The 16,188-nt window shown below is 67.6% G+C and carries 13 protein-coding genes and 1 pseudogene; 8 read left to right on the top strand and 6 right to left on the bottom strand.

Translation table 11 applies throughout. The features are described 5' to 3' along the window. Positions 1 to 217: 217 nt before the first annotated feature. The 4 genes from rplI to rpsF form a co-directional block, all read right to left on the bottom strand. Entirely contained in the window at positions 218 to 664 is a 447-nt protein-coding gene (rplI, locus tag RV986_RS26535; protein WP_388416111.1) for a 50S ribosomal protein L9, read from the bottom strand. A gap of 18 nt (positions 665 to 682) precedes the next feature. Then, a complete protein-coding gene (gene rpsR, locus RV986_RS26530) occupies positions 683 to 919 on the bottom strand; it encodes a 30S ribosomal protein S18 (protein WP_003949403.1) in 237 nt (78 codons plus the stop codon). A gap of 57 nt (positions 920 to 976) precedes the next feature. After that, on the bottom strand, positions 977 to 1,576 hold the full coding sequence (locus RV986_RS26525; protein ID WP_475919792.1) for a single-stranded DNA-binding protein: 600 nt from the start codon (positions 1,574 to 1,576) through the stop codon (positions 977 to 979). 77 nt (positions 1,577 to 1,653) lie between these two features. After that, positions 1,654 to 1,944 carry a 30S ribosomal protein S6 gene (rpsF, locus tag RV986_RS26520; RefSeq protein WP_005482942.1) on the bottom strand — a complete coding sequence of 97 codons (291 nt, stop codon included), beginning with the start codon at positions 1,942 to 1,944 and terminating at the stop codon, positions 1,654 to 1,656. Positions 1,945 to 2,245: 301 nt separating this feature from the next. Between rpsF and RV986_RS26515 the strand changes: the two genes are divergently transcribed. From RV986_RS26515 to RV986_RS26505, 3 genes and pseudogenes are all read left to right on the top strand, one after another. Next, positions 2,246 to 2,560 carry a hypothetical protein gene (locus RV986_RS26515; RefSeq protein ID WP_475919791.1) on the top strand — a complete coding sequence of 105 codons (315 nt, stop codon included), beginning with the start codon at positions 2,246 to 2,248 and terminating at the stop codon, positions 2,558 to 2,560. 365 nt (positions 2,561 to 2,925) lie between these two features. Next, positions 2,926 to 4,100 (top strand): annotated as a pseudogene (locus RV986_RS26510) (lipid II:glycine glycyltransferase FemX). A gap of 140 nt (positions 4,101 to 4,240) precedes the next feature. Then, positions 4,241 to 5,272, top strand: coding sequence for an alanine racemase (locus RV986_RS26505; protein WP_475919790.1), 1,032 nt, complete (start codon positions 4,241 to 4,243; stop codon positions 5,270 to 5,272). Positions 5,273 to 5,398: 126 nt separating this feature from the next. Here RV986_RS26505 and RV986_RS26500 read toward each other — a convergent pair whose 3' ends face one another. After that, positions 5,399 to 6,904, bottom strand: a complete 1,506-nt coding sequence (locus RV986_RS26500) for a glycosyltransferase family 87 protein (protein WP_475919789.1) — start codon at positions 6,902 to 6,904, stop codon at positions 5,399 to 5,401. Positions 6,905 to 7,116: 212 nt separating this feature from the next. Continuing rightward, positions 7,117 to 9,771, bottom strand: coding sequence for a transglycosylase domain-containing protein (locus tag RV986_RS26495; RefSeq protein ID WP_475919788.1), 2,655 nt, complete (start codon positions 9,769 to 9,771; stop codon positions 7,117 to 7,119). A gap of 374 nt (positions 9,772 to 10,145) precedes the next feature. On the opposite strand from RV986_RS26495, the gene RV986_RS26490 reads away from it, so the two are divergent. From RV986_RS26490 to RV986_RS26470, 5 genes are all read left to right on the top strand, one after another. Continuing rightward, positions 10,146 to 10,877: a PadR family transcriptional regulator gene (locus RV986_RS26490; protein WP_475919787.1), complete on the top strand. Its 732-nt coding sequence runs from the start codon at positions 10,146 to 10,148 to the stop codon at positions 10,875 to 10,877. Positions 10,878 to 10,921: 44 nt separating this feature from the next. Next, positions 10,922 to 12,004: an inositol-3-phosphate synthase gene (locus tag RV986_RS26485; RefSeq protein ID WP_475919786.1), complete on the top strand. Its 1,083-nt coding sequence runs from the start codon at positions 10,922 to 10,924 to the stop codon at positions 12,002 to 12,004. Positions 12,005 to 12,228: 224 nt separating this feature from the next. After that, positions 12,229 to 14,298, top strand: a complete 2,070-nt coding sequence (locus RV986_RS26480) for a zinc ribbon domain-containing protein (protein ID WP_475919785.1) — start codon at positions 12,229 to 12,231, stop codon at positions 14,296 to 14,298. A gap of 13 nt (positions 14,299 to 14,311) precedes the next feature. Beyond that, entirely contained in the window at positions 14,312 to 15,574 is a 1,263-nt protein-coding gene (locus tag RV986_RS26475) for an MFS transporter (RefSeq protein WP_475919784.1), read from the top strand. Between the two features lie 117 nt (positions 15,575 to 15,691). Next, positions 15,692 to 16,180 (top strand): LppU/SCO3897 family protein, encoded by a 489-nt coding sequence (locus RV986_RS26470; RefSeq protein ID WP_475919783.1) that lies wholly within the window; start codon positions 15,692 to 15,694, stop codon positions 16,178 to 16,180. Positions 16,181 to 16,188: the final 8 nt, after the last annotated feature.

Here is a 16,188-nt window from a genome sequence, read left to right as displayed (position 1 = left end):
CATGCCGACCTGTCCTGGCACACCGGCCTGTCCTGGCCTGCCGACCGTTTCACGTGAAACCCCCGCTTCACATGAACTCCCTTCGCGCGATGCCTCCGTTTCACGTGAAACGGTGAGTTTCACGTGAAACGAAGAGCGGAACGCACCCCCACACAAACGAAGAAGGGCCGTACCCCTACGGGTACAGCCCTTCTCTCAGCTATGCCGAGCGCAGCAGTCAGGCCGCGACGACCTCGATGTTGACCTTGGCGGCAACTTCGGGGTGCAGACGCACGGACGTCTCGTGGGCGCCCAGGGTCTTGATCGGCGAGCCCAGCTCGATGCGGCGCTTGTCGACCTCGGGGCCACCGGAAGCCTTGATCGCCGAAGCGATGTCGGCCGGGGTGACGGAACCGAAGAGACGACCGGCGTCGCCGGAGCGGACGGCCAGACGGACCTTCACGCCCTCAAGGCGGGCCTTGATCTCGTTGGCCTGCTCGATGGTGGCAATCTCGTGGATCTTGCGAGCACGACGGATCTGCTCGACGTCCTTCTCGCCACCCTTGGTCCAGCGGATCGCAAAGCTCCGCGGGATCAGGTAGTTGCGAGCGTAACCGTCCTTGACGTCGACGACGTCGCCCGCGGCACCGAGGCCGGAGACCTCGTGGGTGAGGATGATCTTCATGTGTCGGTCACCCTTCCCTTATCGCGCGGTGGAGGTGTAGGGCAGCAGCGCCATCTCACGGCTGTTCTTCACGGCCGTGGCGACGTCACGCTGGTGCTGCGTGCAGTTGCCGGTCACGCGGCGGGCACGGATCTTGCCGCGGTCGGAAATGAACTTCCGCAGCATGTTCGTGTCCTTGTAGTCCACGTACGTGACCTTGTCCTTGCAGAATGCGCAGACCTTCTTCTTAGGCTTGCGCACAGGCGGCTTCGCCATGGTGTTTCTCCTGTGTGATCAAGAAGTGGGGATACAGCCCACCCTCGGCCCGGGGGCCTAGAAGGGGGGCTCGTCCGAGTAGCCGCCGCCAGAGCCGCCGGAGCCGCCGGAGTTTCCACCCCAGCCGCCACCGCCGCCGCCCTGGTTGCCACTGGCAGGAGCGCTGGTCGCCCAGGGGTCGTCCGCGGGAGCTCCGCCGCCACCCTGCTGAGCGCCGCCGGAGCCTCCGCCCCAGCCGCCGCCCTGCTGGCCGGCGCCGCCGCCACCGCCGTAACCGCCCTGGCCGCCTCGACCGGTGGTCTTGGTGACCTTGGCCGTGGCGTTCTTCAGGCTGGCGCCGACTTCCTCGACGTCCAGCTCGTAGACCGTGCGCTTGACGCCCTCACGGTCCTCGTAGGACCGCTGCTTCAGCCGGCCCTGCACGATGACGCGCATGCCTCGCTGGAGCGACTCGGCGACGTTCTCCGCCGCCTGACGCCAGACCGAGCAGGTCAGGAACAGGCTCTCGCCGTCCTTCCACTCATTGGTCTGACGGTCGAAGGTGCGGGGGGTGGACGCGACACGGAACTTCGCGACCGCCGCACCGGAAGGGGTGAAGCGCAGCTCGGGGTCGTCGACAAGATTGCCGACGACCGTGATGACGGTCTCGCCTGCCATGGGGGAACCTCTCGGCGGGTTTGCTGCTGGCTGCTGGTGCTGCTACTCGATGCCCGAGATCAGCTGAGCTGCAGAGCTCAGTGGGTCTCGGGGCGGAGGACCTTGGTCCGGAGGACCGACTCGTTCAGGTTCATCTGGCGGTCGAGCTCCTTGACGACCGCAGGCTCGGCCTGCAGGTCGATGACCGAGTAGATGCCCTCGGGCTTCTTCTTGATCTCGTACGAGAGACGACGACGGCCCCAGGTGTCGACCTTCTCCACCTTTCCGTTGCCCTCACGGACGACGGAGAGGAAGTTCTCGATCAGGGGGGCGACAGCGCGCTCCTCCAGATCGGGGTCGAGGATGACCATCACCTCGTAGTGACGCATGTGGAACCCACCTCCTTTGGACTCAACGGCCACGGTCGTTCCGTGGCAGGAGGGTTGTGATGCGTACGCAACGGTATCCGCCGCCACTGACAATCGGACGCCGTCCGATGTACCGAGTGATCGGTGAACCGAAAGGGAATCCTTGTCGTGACCTGGCCATGGCCCGGGCAGACACCGGTGCAGAGGGTACAGAGTACCTGCACACCCGCTTCCGGTTGAAATCCGGCCGGGGTCACCGTCAATCTGTACACATCGGGTGTGTATGGCGCTACTATGCGCCGCCTTCCGCAGGAGGTGCCTTATGGCACAGACATCGCGACCCACCGTTGCCGGCTCCCTGCTCGCGACGGACAACAAACCCCACCCTCTCCAGGACACCCTGCTCGCGGTGACCCTGGTGCTCGGAGTCACGGCCCTCATCACGTCGGCCTTCAACAGCCTGCATCTCATCAGCTCGTGGGCAGGCCTCGTCGGGATCATCACCGGTGCGTCCGGGCAGTTCATCTCGGAGACGACCCGCGAGCGCTTCGGGCTGATCCTGGGTCTCGGTGCCTCGGCCATCGGCTTCTTCCTCGGGATGGCGCACGGCGGCCTCTTCGGCGGCGTCATCGGCTGAGACCGACGGTCGGATGTGCCCGGCCGGCCGGGCACATCCGACCGGGCAGCCGCGAATCCGCGGCTGCTCGAATCCGCGCAGCCGCGCAGCCGCGAATCCGGACAGCCGGACAGCCGTCGGACAAACGAATCACCGGACAACCGGAGCACCCTGGACGCGCGCAGTCCCAGCCCGCACACCTGCGCATCGGGGCATCCGGAACAAAACGGCAACCGACACCACACCTCAGGGCGTCCTGGCCGCACATCGGTCCGGACGCATGTTCCATGCGGCCAGACGAGGCGCTCGCAGGGCGCAGTAGGCTTCGGCGCGAGAGCCGGAGCCCCTGTACCCATGGGGACACACCAGCCCGAGGAGCGCCCCGAATGAGCCTGACCCTGAGGACCATCAGCCGAGAGCAGCATCTGGCCTACATCCAGAGCCTGCCCGCGGCGAGCCACATGCAGGTCCCGGCCTGGGCTGATGTCAAGGCGGAGTGGCGGTCCGAGAGCCTCGGCTGGTTCGACGAGCGGACCGGCGGGATGGTGGGCGCCGGGCTGGTGCTGTACCGCCAGCTGCCCAAGATCAAGCGCTATCTCGCCTACCTCCCCGAGGGCCCGGTCATCAACTGGTACGCGCCGAACCTCGACGAGTGGCTGCAGCCGATGCTCGCGCACCTCAAGCAGCAGGGCGCCTTCTCCGTGAAGATGGGCCCGCCGGTGATCATCCGGCGCTGGGAGGCCACGTCCATCAAGGGCGGCATCCAGAACCCGGACGTGAAGCGCCTGCGCGACATCGAGGCGGACTTCATCGAACCGCGCGCCTTCGAGGTCGCCGACAAGCTGCGCCGCATGGGCTGGCAGCAGGGCGAGGACGGGGGCGCCGGCTTCGGCGACGTCCAGCCCCGCTATGTCTTCCAGGTGCCGCTGGCGAACCGCTCCCTGGAAGAGGTCCACAAGAACTTCAACCAGCTGTGGCGCCGCAACATCAAGAAGGCCGAGAAGGAGGGCGTCGAGGTCGTCCAGGGCGGCTACCACGACCTTGAGGAGTGGCAGCGGCTGTACGAGATCACGGCGATCCGTGACCACTTCCGGCCCCGCCCGCTGTCGTACTTCCAGCGCATGTGGACGGCCCTCAACACCGAGGACCCCAACCGGATGCGGCTCTACTTCGCCCGGCGCGGGGGCGTGAACCTGTCCGCCGCGACGATGCTGGTCGTCGGCGGGCACGTCTGGTACTCGTACGGCGCCTCGGACAACATCGGACGGGAGTTCCGGCCCTCGAACGCGATGCAGTGGCGGATGCTGCGCGACTCGTACGCGCTGGGTGCGACCGTCTACGACCTGCGTGGCATCTCCGACTCGCTGGACGAGACCGATCACCTCTTCGGCCTGATCCAGTTCAAGGTGGGCACCGGCGGGCAGGCCGCCCGCCGGTGCCCACCCTGATCCAGTTCAAGGTGGGCACCGGCGGGCAGGCCGCCGAGTACCTCGGCGAGTGGGACTTCCCGCTCAACAAGCTGCTCCACAAGGCGCTCGACATCTACATGTCGCGCCGCTGAGTCGGCCGGAACCGCACCCCGAATCGCATGTCGGGCCGCTGATCCGGCCCGGCGTCGCCCCGTCGGTCCGGCGGATCCGCCACAATTTCCCTGCACACCTCTGATACACCGCAGCCACGAGAAAGGTTCCGGGACCGGCCATGGCGCTCACGCTCTACGTCGACACCGCGCGCTGGCGGGCACACCACAAGCAGGTGTCCGAGCAGTTTCCGGGGCTCGTACCCGTCTGCAAGGGCAACGGCTATGGCTTCGGCCACGAGCGACTCGCGGACGAGGCCACCCGCCTCGGCTCGGACGTCCTCGCCGTCGGCACCACCTACGAAGCCGCCCGGATCAAGGACTGGTTCGGTGGCGATCTGCTGGTCCTGACGCCGTTCAGGCGGGGCGAGGAGCCCGTGCCGCTGCCCGACCGTGTCATCCGCTCCGTGTCGTCCATCGACGGCGTGTACGGCCTCGTGGGCGCCCGTGTCGTCATCGAGGTGATGTCCTCGATGAAGCGGCACGGTGTCAGCGAGCAGGATCTGCCGCATCTGCACCAGGCGATCGAGAACGTACGGCTGGAGGGCTTCGCCATCCACCTGCCGCTGGACCGCACCGACGGCTCGGACGCCGTCGAGGAGGTCATCGGCTGGATGGACCGCCTGCGCGCCGCCCGCCTGCCGCTGCACACGATGTTCGTCAGCCACCTCAAGGCCGATGAACTCGCGCGGCTGCAGCAGCAGTTCCCGCAGACCCGGTTCCGCGCGCGGATCGGCACGCGGCTGTGGCTGGGGGACCACGACGCGACCGAGTACCGCGGGGCCGTGCTGGACGTCACACGCGTCTCCAAGGGCGACCGCTTCGGCTACCGCCAGCAGAAGACGGCCTCGGACGGCTGGCTCGTCGTCGTGGCGGGCGGAACGTCGCACGGAGTGGGCCTGGAGGCTCCGAAGGCGCTGCACGGCGTGATGCCGCGTGCCAAGGGCGTCGCCCGCGCCGGGCTCGCGACGGTCAACCGGAACCTTTCTCCGTTCGTCTGGGCGGGCAAGCAGCGCTGGTTCGCCGAGCCGCCGCACATGCAGGTCTCGATCCTCTTCGTGCCCTCCGACGCCACGGAGCCGAAGGTCGGCGACGAGCTGGTGGCCCATCTGCGGCACACCACCACGCAGTTCGACCGCATCGTGGAGCGCTGATCCCGGCGCACGATCCACTGCCACCAGGGCAACAGCTACCCCTGGGGCACAGCCGAAAGGCCGTACACAGATACCGTGTACGGCCTTTCGCGTTGCCTGTCGGAGCCGAGCTCGGGTCCTGTTCGCTCAGAGCGAACCGTCTCCCGTGGGCGGCCCGTGGTTGCCCCATTCCACCTGCGGCCCGTCGAAGTGGGCCGCGTGCCGCGGGGGATGAGCCGCCGCGCCGACCACGAAGACGTCCTGCGCGCCGTCCAGGACACCGCCCGAGGGATCGTCGTCCCCGGTCCGGCGCACCACATCACGCTCCGGCATGAAGATGTCGCGTACGACCACCGCGCACAGGTACAGCGTCCCCAGAACGTGAGCGGCGATCGCGAACTGGTAGCCGTGGGAGGAGAGGCCCTTGTGGGCGTCTCCGCTGGTCGTGTAGGCGAGGTACATCCAGATCCCCAGGAAGTACGCGACCTCGCACGCCTGCCAGATCAGGAAGTCCCGCCACTTCGGCCGGGCCAGCGCGGCCAGGGGCACCAGCCACAGCACGTACTGCGGCGAGTAGACCTTGTTGGTGAGGATGAAGGCCGCGACGATCAGGAAGGCGAGCTGGGCGAAACGGGGGCGGCGCGGGGCGGTGAGCGCGAGCACGGCCATGCCCACGCACACCAGCACCATCAGGACCAGCGCCCACATGTTCGCCGTCTGGTAGGTGATCGGGACGTTCCACCAGGTCGAGATGAACAGGAAGACCGAACCGAAGTCGATTCCCCGGTGCTGGCTGAAGCTGTAGAACTTCGCCCAGCCCTCCGGGGCGAGGTACATCACCGGAAGGTTCACGACGAGCCAGGCGCCGACGGCGCCCATGAGCGCGTTTCCGAACTCGCGCCACTTGCCGGCCCGCCAGCACAGCACGAACAGCGGTCCCATCAACAGGAACGGGTAGAACTTGGCCGCCGTGGCGAGGCCCAGCAGGACACCGAAGGCGAGTGCGCGGCCCCGCGACCACATGAGCATCGCGGCGGCCAGCAGGGCCACTGCGAGGAGATCCCAGTTGATGGTGGCCGTGAGCGCGAAAGCGGGCGCGAGAGCGACCAGGAGGCCGTCCCAGGGGCGCCTGCGGTGGGTGCGCGTGGTACACACGGCGATGATCGCCGCGCACACCATGAGCATCCCGGCGTTGACCATCCAGTAGATCTGCTCCTGGTGCTGGATGCTGCCGCCGCCCGGGGTGAGCCAGGCCGCGACCTCCATGAACAGACCGGTCAGCACCGGGTACTCGAGGTAGTCCATGTCGCCGGGCAGCTTGTCGAAGTACGGCACGAGCCCGTCGGCGAAACCGCGTCCCTGGTAGAGGTGCGGGATGTCCGAGTAGCACGCGTGCGTGTACTGCGTGCTGGCCCCGAAGAACCAGCCGCTGTCGTAGCAGGGCAGTTTCTGCACCATACCGAGGGCGAACATGCCGATCGCGACGAGCGCGACGATCCTTACGGGGGTCCACCAGGACGTCCCGAGGATCGCCCTTCGTCCGATGGGGCCGCCGATCAGCTCACTTCCGGCCTCGGCGACCTCGTCCTCCTTGGTCGGCCGCACCGGCTCCGGCTCGCGCACGCTCGCTCGCGTCGTCTCTGCACTGGGCATGGCGCACATCCTGCCGTACGGATCTGAGAGTGCAGTGTCGGGCGACGGATACCGCCGCCCTCCTCACTGTTCGTGACCGGGTTCGTGACGGGGTTCGTGACCGCATTTGTGACTGGGTTTGTGTACGGGGCTACGTACGCCCTGTACACGGCGCAGGGGCCGTCAGCCACAGCTGACGGCCCCTGTTCCCGGACTCCGCGTTCTCCTGCCGCTCAGCCCGTCTGTCCGGCGAAGATGCCACCGTTGCCGTTTGCGTTGCCTCTGGTGGTTCCGGTGGTAGTGCTCGTCGTCGGTGAGGGTGACGCGCTTCCGGTCTCACCGCCACTCCCGCTGCTCCCGGAACTCGTCCCACCGCTGTCACCGCAGTTCCAGTCGAATCTGCCGCAGGAGTCGCTCGGTGAGGGCGAGGGAGAAGTGCTGGGGGACGTGCTGGGAGTGATGCTCGGGGTCGGGCTCGACTCCTGCGACTGTGAGGTCGACGGGGTCGGGCTCGGCGTCGGGCTGGCGTTGAGGATCTCGCCCAGCTTCTCGGCCTTCGGGAAGGGCTCGTGCTCGGAGCCCTTCAGGGCCACCGACATGTAGTCCTTCCAGACCTGCGCCGGGATGTCACCACCGTGGACGGACTCCACACCGCCGGTGCCGTTCATCGATTCCAGCTTGCTCGTCTTCGGGTTCGACCTGAACAGGGTGACGGCCGTGGACAGCTCCCGGGTGTAACCGACGAACCACGCCGACTTGTTCTGGTCGGTCGTACCCGTCTTGCCGGCCACCGGGAACCCGATGTCCTTGACCTTCGTGGCGGTTCCGTTCTGGACCACGTTCTGCAGGACGTCGGTGACGTTGTTCGCGACCTTCTCGTCCATGGCCTCCTGCTTGACCGGAGGCTTGAACTGCGTGAGCGGCTTGCTGTCCTTGATCACCTCGTTGACCGAGTAGGGATCGTAGTGCGTCCCCGACGCGGCGAAGGTGCCGTACGCGTCGGCCATGCGGATGGCGCTCGGGGTCGAGGTACCGAGCGAGAAGGACACGTTGTTGAGGTTTCCCTGGTCGAAGGAGTCCGGCAGGATGCCCATCGACTGCGCGACCTTGCGGGTCTTGGAGAGGCCCACGTCGACGCCCAGCTGCGCGAACGGCGAGTTGATGGACTGCTCCATGGCCTTCTTGAGCGTCACCATCCCCCAGGCCTTGGTGCCCTCGTTCTTCTGCCGGAACGGCTTCCCGTTGTTGCCCATGATCGGATCGCCGTTCTGATCCTTGATCACGAGCAGGTCGTTGCCGTTGTACCGGGTCATCGGCGAGATGGGATCCCCACCGCTTTCGGCCGTCCCGTACTCCATCGCCGAGGCCAGCACGATGGGCTTCCAGGTCGAGCCGACCGGCACACCCGTGGTGTTGGCGTTGTTGGAGTAGTGGCCCTTGTCGAAGCCGTCGCCTCCGTAGAGCGCCACGATCGCGCCGCTCTTCGGGTCGACCGACGCGGCGCCGAACTGCACGTCCTTGTCGGTCTTGGGCCGCGCCTTGGTGTCGAGGAAGCTCTTCTTCGTCGCCTTGACGGCCTTCTCCAGCTCGCCGACCTTCTTCTTGTCGAAGGTCGTGTAGATCCGGTAGCCGCCCTGCTCCAGCTGTTCGGGCGTGATGCCGGCCTTCTTGGCGACGTATTCCTTGGCGATGTCGACGAGGTAACCGGTCTGTCCGGACAGCGACGACGTCGGCTTCTTGAACTTGGGGAACTCGGTGACCTTGCCCCGCTCCGCCTGGGTCATTTTCCCGACCTCGACCTCACGGTCCAGGATCCACGTCCACCGTTCCTCGACCCGCTTGGTGTTGGCCTCGGGCGAGGCCAGCGCCCCGACACCGCCGTCGGGGTTGTACAGGTTCGGTCCCTTGAGGACGGACGCGAGGAAGACACACTGCTCGGTGCTGAGGTTCTTGGCGTCCACGCCGAAGTAGGCCTGGGCCGCCGCCTGGATCCCGTAGGCGTTGCGCCCGTAGAAGGCGGTGTTGAGGTAGCCCGCGAGGATCTGGTCCTTGCTGAGCTTGGAGTTCACCTTGATGGAGATGAAGAGCTCTTTGAACTTGCGTGTGAGGGTCTGGTCCTGACTCAGGTACGTGTTCTTCACGTACTGCTGAGTGATGGTCGAGCCACCCTGGGTCTCACCACCTCGGGCCATGTTCACGAAGGCGCGGGCGATACCCGTCGGGTCGACGCCCTTGTCCTGGTAGAAGGACGCGTTCTCGGCGGAGACCACCGCGTTCTTGATGGCCTTGGGGATCTCCTCCGGCCCGACGATCTGGCGGTTCGTCTGGCCGCCGGTGGCGGCCATCTGAGTCTTGTCGGACCAGTAGAAGACGTTGTTCTGGGCCAGGGCGGTGTCATTGACGGTGGGGATGCCCACCATGGCGTAGCCGATCCCGGCCGCGACCATCAGGCCACCGATGAAGCCGACGAACGTACCCGTCGTCAGCTTCCAGGACGGTACCCAGCGCTTGGCTCCGGACTTGCCCGCGCGCGGGTAGTCGATGAAGCGCTTCTTGACGGGCCCCGAGGCCCGCCCGCGCCCGGGCCCGTTCGGGCCCCCGGGACCGCCACGGCGGCCACCGGACCCCGCGGCCTCGGCGCCTCTGCGGCGTCCGCCACCGTTGCTGCTTCTCTGTGCCGCCCGCCGGGCCTCGGCACGGCCGGTGTACGGCTGCTCCTCACCTCCTGACTCACGGGAGTCGGAAGGTGACTCATAGGAGTCGGATGGTGACCCGGTGGCGCCTCGCGGTGCCGCACGGCGGCCGGAGGACGGGCCGGTCTGGCCGCGTCGGGCCGCGGCACGTCCGCCGCCCTGCTGCGGCGGCGGTTTGCGACGGTGCTCGCTCATCGAACGATTACTCCTCGGGCAGGCGCACCTTTGCGCGCCTGGAAACGGCGGCTGGTTTCCGGTCCCCCCGAAGTACGGATGCGGTCGTTTACACATTCACCCGTACTGCACCGAGGACGAGGACGTCCTCAGACGTCACTCGGTTCCCGGTGGTTTTGCATGGCGCACAGACTACGCACCGTCAAAACCCACCTAGCTCCGAAGTTCACCCCAAAACAGGCAACTTGCTTCGTATGAATCGGTGATGTGACGCCGTTCACCATGCCCCCTCTTGTCGCAGGCGGACGGCCGATCTATCGTGCTGATGTATCGAGTCGATACATCAGCTCGGCATAAAGAGCGTGCCGAGGAGACCGCGACAGTGAGGAGGCGACGTGAGCCGGCGTTCCGGGATCCTTGAGTTCGCCGTTCTCGGCCTGCTCCGCGAGTCTCCGATGCACGGCTATGAGCTGCGCAAACGACTCAATACGTCACTGGGTGTGTTCCGTGCGTTCAGCTACGGGACGCTCTACCCCTGCCTCAAGACGCTGGTCGCGAGCGGCTGGTTGATCGAGGAATCGGGGAACACCACCGAGGACGCCCTCGCCGCTCCGCTCGCGGGACGGCGCGCCAAGATCGTCTATCGGTTGACCGCGGAAGGCAAAGAGCACTTCGAGGAGCTGCTCTCGCAGACGGGACCCGACGCGTACGAGGACGAGCACTTCGCCGCTCGTTTCGCGTTCTTCGGGCAAACGTCACGCGACGTACGCATGCGCGTACTGGAGGGCCGCCGCAGTCGGCTCGAGGAGCGCCTGGAGAAGATGCGTGCCTCTCTGGCACGCACCCGGGAGCGCCTCGACGACTACACCCTTGAGCTCCAGCGCCACGGAATGGAGTCCGTGGAGCGCGAAGTGCGCTGGCTGAACGAGCTCATCGAGAGCGAACGAGCGGGACGGGACGTCAAGGGCTCCGCCACCGGAGGCACCTCCCAAGGGGTCTCCGAAGGCGCCTCCCCGGGCGCCCCCGAAGGCTCCGCTCAGCAGAACAGCACATCTGGAGAGACGGGCGGCCTGCCCCGGTACCGGGACGAGTCCCGGCCGGATCCGTCCGACGACACCACCACGTGAGGTCCAGTCGGGGCTTCACCTCGTACACACAGGGAGCAACCGGAATGGGTTCGGTTCGCGTAGCCATCGTCGGCGTGGGCAACTGCGCCGCCTCGCTGGTGCAGGGCGTCGAGTACTACAAGGACGCCGATCCGGCGTCCAAGGTCCCGGGTCTGATGCACGTCCAGTTCGGCGACTACCACGTCGGTGACGTCGAGTTCGTCGCCGCCTTCGACGTCGACGCGAAGAAGGTCGGCCTCGACCTCTCCGACGCCATCGGTGCCAGCGAGAACAACACCATCAAGATCTGCGACGTCCCGAACAAGGGCATCACGGTCCAGCGCGGCCACACCCTCGACGGTCTCGGCAAGTACTACCGCATGACCATCGAGGAGTCCGCCGAGGAGCCGGTCGACGTCGTCCAGATCCTCAAGGACAAGCAGGTGGACGTTCTCATCTGCTACCTGCCCGTCGGTTCCGAGGACGCGGCGAAGTTCTACGCCCAGTGCGCCATCGACGCCAAGGTCGCCTTCGTCAACGCCCTCCCGGTCTTCATCGCCGGCACCAAGGAGTGGGCGGACAAGTTCACCGAGGCGGGCGTCCCGATCGTCGGCGACGACATCAAGTCGCAGGTCGGCGCCACCATCACGCACCGAGTGATGGCAAAGCTGTTCGAAGACCGCGGTGTCCGTCTTGAGCGCACCATGCAGCTCAACGTCGGCGGCAACATGGACTTCAAGAACATGCTGGAGCGCGACCGCCTGGAGTCCAAGAAGATCTCGAAGACGCAGGCCGTCACCTCGCAGATCCCGGACCGCGACATGGGCGAGAAGAACGTCCACATCGGCCCGTCGGACTACGTCCAGTGGCTCGACGACCGCAAGTGGGCCTACGTCCGTCTCGAAGGCCGTGCCTTCGGCGACGTCCCGCTGAACCTGGAGTACAAGCTGGAGGTCTGGGACTCCCCGAACTCCGCGGGTGTCATCATCGACGCCCTGCGCGCCGCGAAGATCGCCAAGGACCGCGGCATCGGCGGCCCGATCCTGTCGGCGTCCTCGTACTTCATGAAGTCCCCGCCGGTCCAGTACTTCGACGACGAGGCCTTCGCCAACGTCGAGAAGTTCATCAAGGGCGAGGTCGAGCGCTGAGGCGCCTCTCTTTGAAGGCTATTGAGGGTCCCCGGGCATTGCGCCCGGGGACCCTCCTCGTGTGTGAGGGCCAGCAGCAGTGCCTCGATTGGCCCGCTTCTCCTGGGTGTAGTTGTGATCTTTATGGGTTGCGTCCGGTCGGGTGTGACTTTCTGGGGTCGGGTTCGTTGGGCATGTCAGTGCGATCGTCGGACAGGTGAGTTATCGGGGCGGGGGTGGGTGGTGTGCGGCGGAAGGTCGTGGTGGGTGAGGGGGAGACGGAGCGGGTCGCGTGTGCTACCGCGTCTGCTTTCCGGGGCCTGGACGCGGTGACGGGTGAGGTACTGAACACGGCAGGGCTCGCGGAGCGGGTGGGCTGGCTGACCTGGCTGGTGGAGTCGATGGCCGCCGCCGTAATCGCCGGGCACTGGTCGCGGCCGGAGATCGAGCAGCTTGCTTCCGGGTGTGCCCCGTCGGGGGAGAAACTGCCGTCGAACGCGTGGATGGCGCTGCGCACGCTGGGCTGGACCGCAACCGTGCCCGAGGGGCTGTATGTGCCGGACCGGGTGCGCAGGATCGCGGAGGAGCAGGCCGGGAGGGTGCTGCGCGCCGCCCAGTGGCGCGCCCAGGTCGTGGACGCCGTCCTGGCCACCTGGCCTGCCGACAATCCTGATCCGATGCGGCGTAGCGAGGTGGAGTGGGAGGCGCTGCGTGCCGCGTGTCCGGACGGCGCTGCGGTGCCCGTGTCGGTCCTGCGGGGACGCACCCAGCAGGTCCAGCGCTTCCTCACCGCCCGTCACCGGCTGCCGGTGGATGTGTGCGAGATGGAGGCCGCTCCGGGCGCGGGCCGTCAGGTGGTCCTCGCCGCGGCGGACAAGCAGCTGACCACGCTGACCCGCTGCGAGGACGACCCCGCCCATTACGGGGTGCTGACGGTGCGCCTACCGGCGCGTCCCAACCCGCGTGGCCGTGCCGACTGGCATCCGGTGGTCCTGCGGTTCCGGCTGCCCCCGACCGTCGGCGCGACAGCCGCGCTACACGCCCCGACCCTGCGCCTGCGCGACGGCCAGGTCCGCGTGGACGTCGCCCACACCAGTCCCGCCCCGAAAACGAGGCGGGCCGGGCACACCCGTGCGGTGGCATTCGACTACGGGCTGAACACCCTCCTCACGGGCGGCACCCTCACCCTCACCGGCGGCATGCAGCCGGTCGTCCTGACCGACGCCCGGCCGGTGTTCCTGCGCGTGGACGGGATGCTGGCGAAAGCCGACCGGCTGCGTATCGAGGCCGAGCAGTTGTGGGCCAAGGCCGCTCACTTGGACGCTCTCATCGAGGGCCACTACACCCGGGGCTCGAGCCCCGACCCTATGGATGTGGCGAAACGGGCCGTGCTGCGGGCCGAGCACTGGTGGGTCAGCCGACGCCGCGAACGGCTGAACCGGGCGATCGCCCAGAGCGCCGCCCGTTTCATGGTGGACCACGCGCGGGCCACCGACGCGAGTGTCATTTACCTGGAAGATCTGCGGGACATGGAGGCCCGCGGCAAGGGCCGTACCCTCAACACCCGCCTGTCCAGCAGTGTCCGCGGCCAGATCGTCACCGCGACGATCCACGCCGCCGCCCGGCACGGCATCGCGGTGGTCATCGTCCCCGCGCGGGGTACGTCGAAGTACTGCCCCTGCTGCCTGACCGCGTTCCGTCACCATGCCGCCCCCGACCGCCCCGAACGCGGCTGGAAGTGGGCTACCTGCCCGAATCCGGCCTGCGGTTACAGCGCGGACCGTGATGTCGCGGCCTGGCAGCGGATCGGCGCCCGAGGCCTCCAACACCAACCCCACACCGTCCTGAACCGCACCGACGGCAGCTACCTGCTCCGCCGGACGGTTAAGGAGCTGGACCAGCCGGTCCGGCACACCCCCCACCCGGCACCGCTCTTGTCCACTCCGCGGGTTCGGCCTGCGGACCGGACGAAGGCAGGGCCGACGAGAAGATGCCCTGTGCCCAGGAAGCGACGCAGGGTCCCCGCCCCACCCGGACCACCAGCGCCGAATCCGGCCGCCGGTGGTCCGGGTGGAAAGCGTCCGGCGGGGCGGCCGCCCAAGCCACCCACCCACCGCACCCGGCGGTGGCGCAGGCGGCAGGCACCGCACACGATAAGCACCCCCGCACGGCACCAGCCGTACGGGGCCAGACTCGGCACAGGCTTCCACCTGAACGCCCACGCCACCCCCTGGGGACCAAGGCACCGGCAGCCGAGATCTCTTTTCCACCGGGGCGAAAACCCAGCCCCACCCAGGAAACCTAAGCTCATCTGAGACGCTGTGCCCCATGGCTGTCGTGCGCGACCTGCGTGTCCTCCTGCGCTTCCAGGACTTCAGACGCCTGCTCGGCGTCCGGTTGCTGTCCCAGGGCGCCGACGGCGTCTACCAGGTCGCGCTCGCCGCATACGTCGTCTTCTCCCCGGAGAAGCAGACCTCCGCGGCCTCGATCGCCTCCGCGATGGCGGTGCTGCTCCTCCCGTACTCCCTCGTCGGCCCCTTCGCGGGCGTCCTGCTGGACCGCTGGCGGCGTCGCCAGGTCCTGCTGTACGGCAATCTGCTGCGGACCGCGCTGGCCTGCGTGACGGCCGTGCTGATGCTCAGCCATGTCCCCGACTGGCTCTTCTACATCTCCGCGCTGTGCGTCACCGCGGTCAACCGGTTCGTTCTCGCGGGCCTCTCCGCCGCCCTGCCACGCGTCGTCGACTCCCACCGGCTGGTGATGGCCAACTCCCTGTCGCCCACCGCCGGGACCCTCGCCGCGACCGCGGGCGGCGGTCTCGCGTTCGTCGTACGGCTGGTCGGCTCGGACTCCGATGCGGCGGTCGTCCTTCTCGGGGCTGCCCTCTATCTGTGCGCCGCGTTCGCCTCCCTGCGGATCTCCCCGGAGCTGCTCGGCCCCGACCAGGAGTCGGTGCAGCCGAGCCTGCGGACGACGCTCGCCGGCACCGCGGGCGGTCTCGCGGCGGGCGTCCGGCATCTCGCCGAACCCGCACGACGGGAGGCGGCCTGGGCACTGCTGTCGATGACGCTGATGCGCTTCTGCTACGGCGCCCTGACGGTCATGGTGCTGATGCTCTGCCGGTACGCCTGGGCGTCCGACTCCGACGACGGGCTCGCGCTGCTCGGCCTGGCCGTGGGCGTCTCGGGAGCGGGATTCTTCGTCGCGGCCGTGGTGACGCCCGGGGCGGTGGGGCGGCTGCGCCCGGGCGGCTGGATCGTCGCGTGCGCCGGTTCGGCCGCGGTCCTGGAACCCGCGCTCGGCCTGCCGTTCGCCGAGGCACCGATGCTGGCCGCCGCCTTCGTTCTGGGCCTGACCACACAGGGCGCGAAGATCGCTACCGACACGATCGTGCAGTCCTCGGTCGACGACGGCTATCGCGGCCGGATCTTCTCCGTTTACGACGTCCTGTTCAACATCGCGTTCGTCGGCGCGGCCGCAGTGGCCGCCTTGATACTGCCTCCTGACGGTCGCTCGGTTCCGCTCGTGATAACAATTGCCGTTATCTACGCGGCGATTACTGCCGCTATGGCCCGCTTTGAGCTTCAGTAAGTGTCACATCAGTGCCACAGAGCCCCCACTGAGGCACAGCGTTGTCACTGGGGACCGATAACTTACGTGCGTCTTATTTCACGCCACGTGCTCTTTCCGTCCGAGGGGGACCCACAAGTGACCGTTCCGCCGCCGCCCCAGGGCCAGAATCCGTACGCCCAGCAGCCCACCGCCCCCATGGGGCAGCAGCCCGTCCAGCCGGGGGTCCCCCAGCAGGCGCCGTACGCCCCGTTCCCCGACCAGGGCGCTCCCGTTCCGCCGCCGGCACCTGCCAGGCGCGGGCGCAAGAAGATGATCCGCATCATCGGGACCGTCATCGTCGGCATAGTCGTCCTGGCCCTCAAGTTCGGCCTGGGCTGGTTCGCGAGCGAGACCGACGCGGAAACCACGTCGGTGGGTAGCTGTATGCACAACGACGGTACGGACAGCAACGCCGACCTCAACGAGGTCGACTGCTCCTCCAGTGATGCGCAGTACAAGGTCGTCCAGAAGTTCGACGGCTCCAGCGACGAGAACAAGTGCAAGGACGTCACGGAAGCGACGATCTCGTACATCCAGTCGGGCGGCGGTCACGACGTGGTGCTGTGCCTGAAGGAAGCCAAGTAGCAGCACGG

It is taken from the genome of Streptomyces sp. RLA012, assembly GCF_056270325.1.
This window is presented reverse-complemented; position numbering and strand designations above follow the sequence as displayed.

Excerpts from the sequence above, each read along its gene's own strand:
- RV986_RS26505 (WP_475919790.1), top strand. The coding sequence starts at position 4,241 with ATGGCGCTCACGCTCTACGTCGACACCGCGCGCTGGCGGGCACACCAC.
- RV986_RS26515 (WP_475919791.1), top strand. The coding sequence starts at position 2,246 with ATGGCACAGACATCGCGACCCACCGTTGCCGGCTCCCTGCTCGCGACG.
- RV986_RS26495 (WP_475919788.1), bottom strand. The coding sequence starts at position 9,771 with ATGAGCGAGCACCGTCGCAAACCGCCGCCGCAGCAGGGCGGCGGACGT.
- rpsR (WP_003949403.1), bottom strand. The coding sequence starts at position 919 with ATGGCGAAGCCGCCTGTGCGCAAGCCTAAGAAGAAGGTCTGCGCATTC.
- RV986_RS26485 (WP_475919786.1), top strand. The coding sequence starts at position 10,922 with ATGGGTTCGGTTCGCGTAGCCATCGTCGGCGTGGGCAACTGCGCCGCC.
- RV986_RS26525 (WP_475919792.1), bottom strand. The coding sequence starts at position 1,576 with ATGGCAGGCGAGACCGTCATCACGGTCGTCGGCAATCTTGTCGACGAC.
- RV986_RS26475 (WP_475919784.1), top strand. The coding sequence starts at position 14,312 with ATGGCTGTCGTGCGCGACCTGCGTGTCCTCCTGCGCTTCCAGGACTTC.
- RV986_RS26500 (WP_475919789.1), bottom strand. The coding sequence starts at position 6,904 with ATGCCCAGTGCAGAGACGACGCGAGCGAGCGTGCGCGAGCCGGAGCCG.
- rplI (WP_388416111.1), bottom strand. The coding sequence starts at position 664 with ATGAAGATCATCCTCACCCACGAGGTCTCCGGCCTCGGTGCCGCGGGC.
- rpsF (WP_005482942.1), bottom strand. The coding sequence starts at position 1,944 with ATGCGTCACTACGAGGTGATGGTCATCCTCGACCCCGATCTGGAGGAG.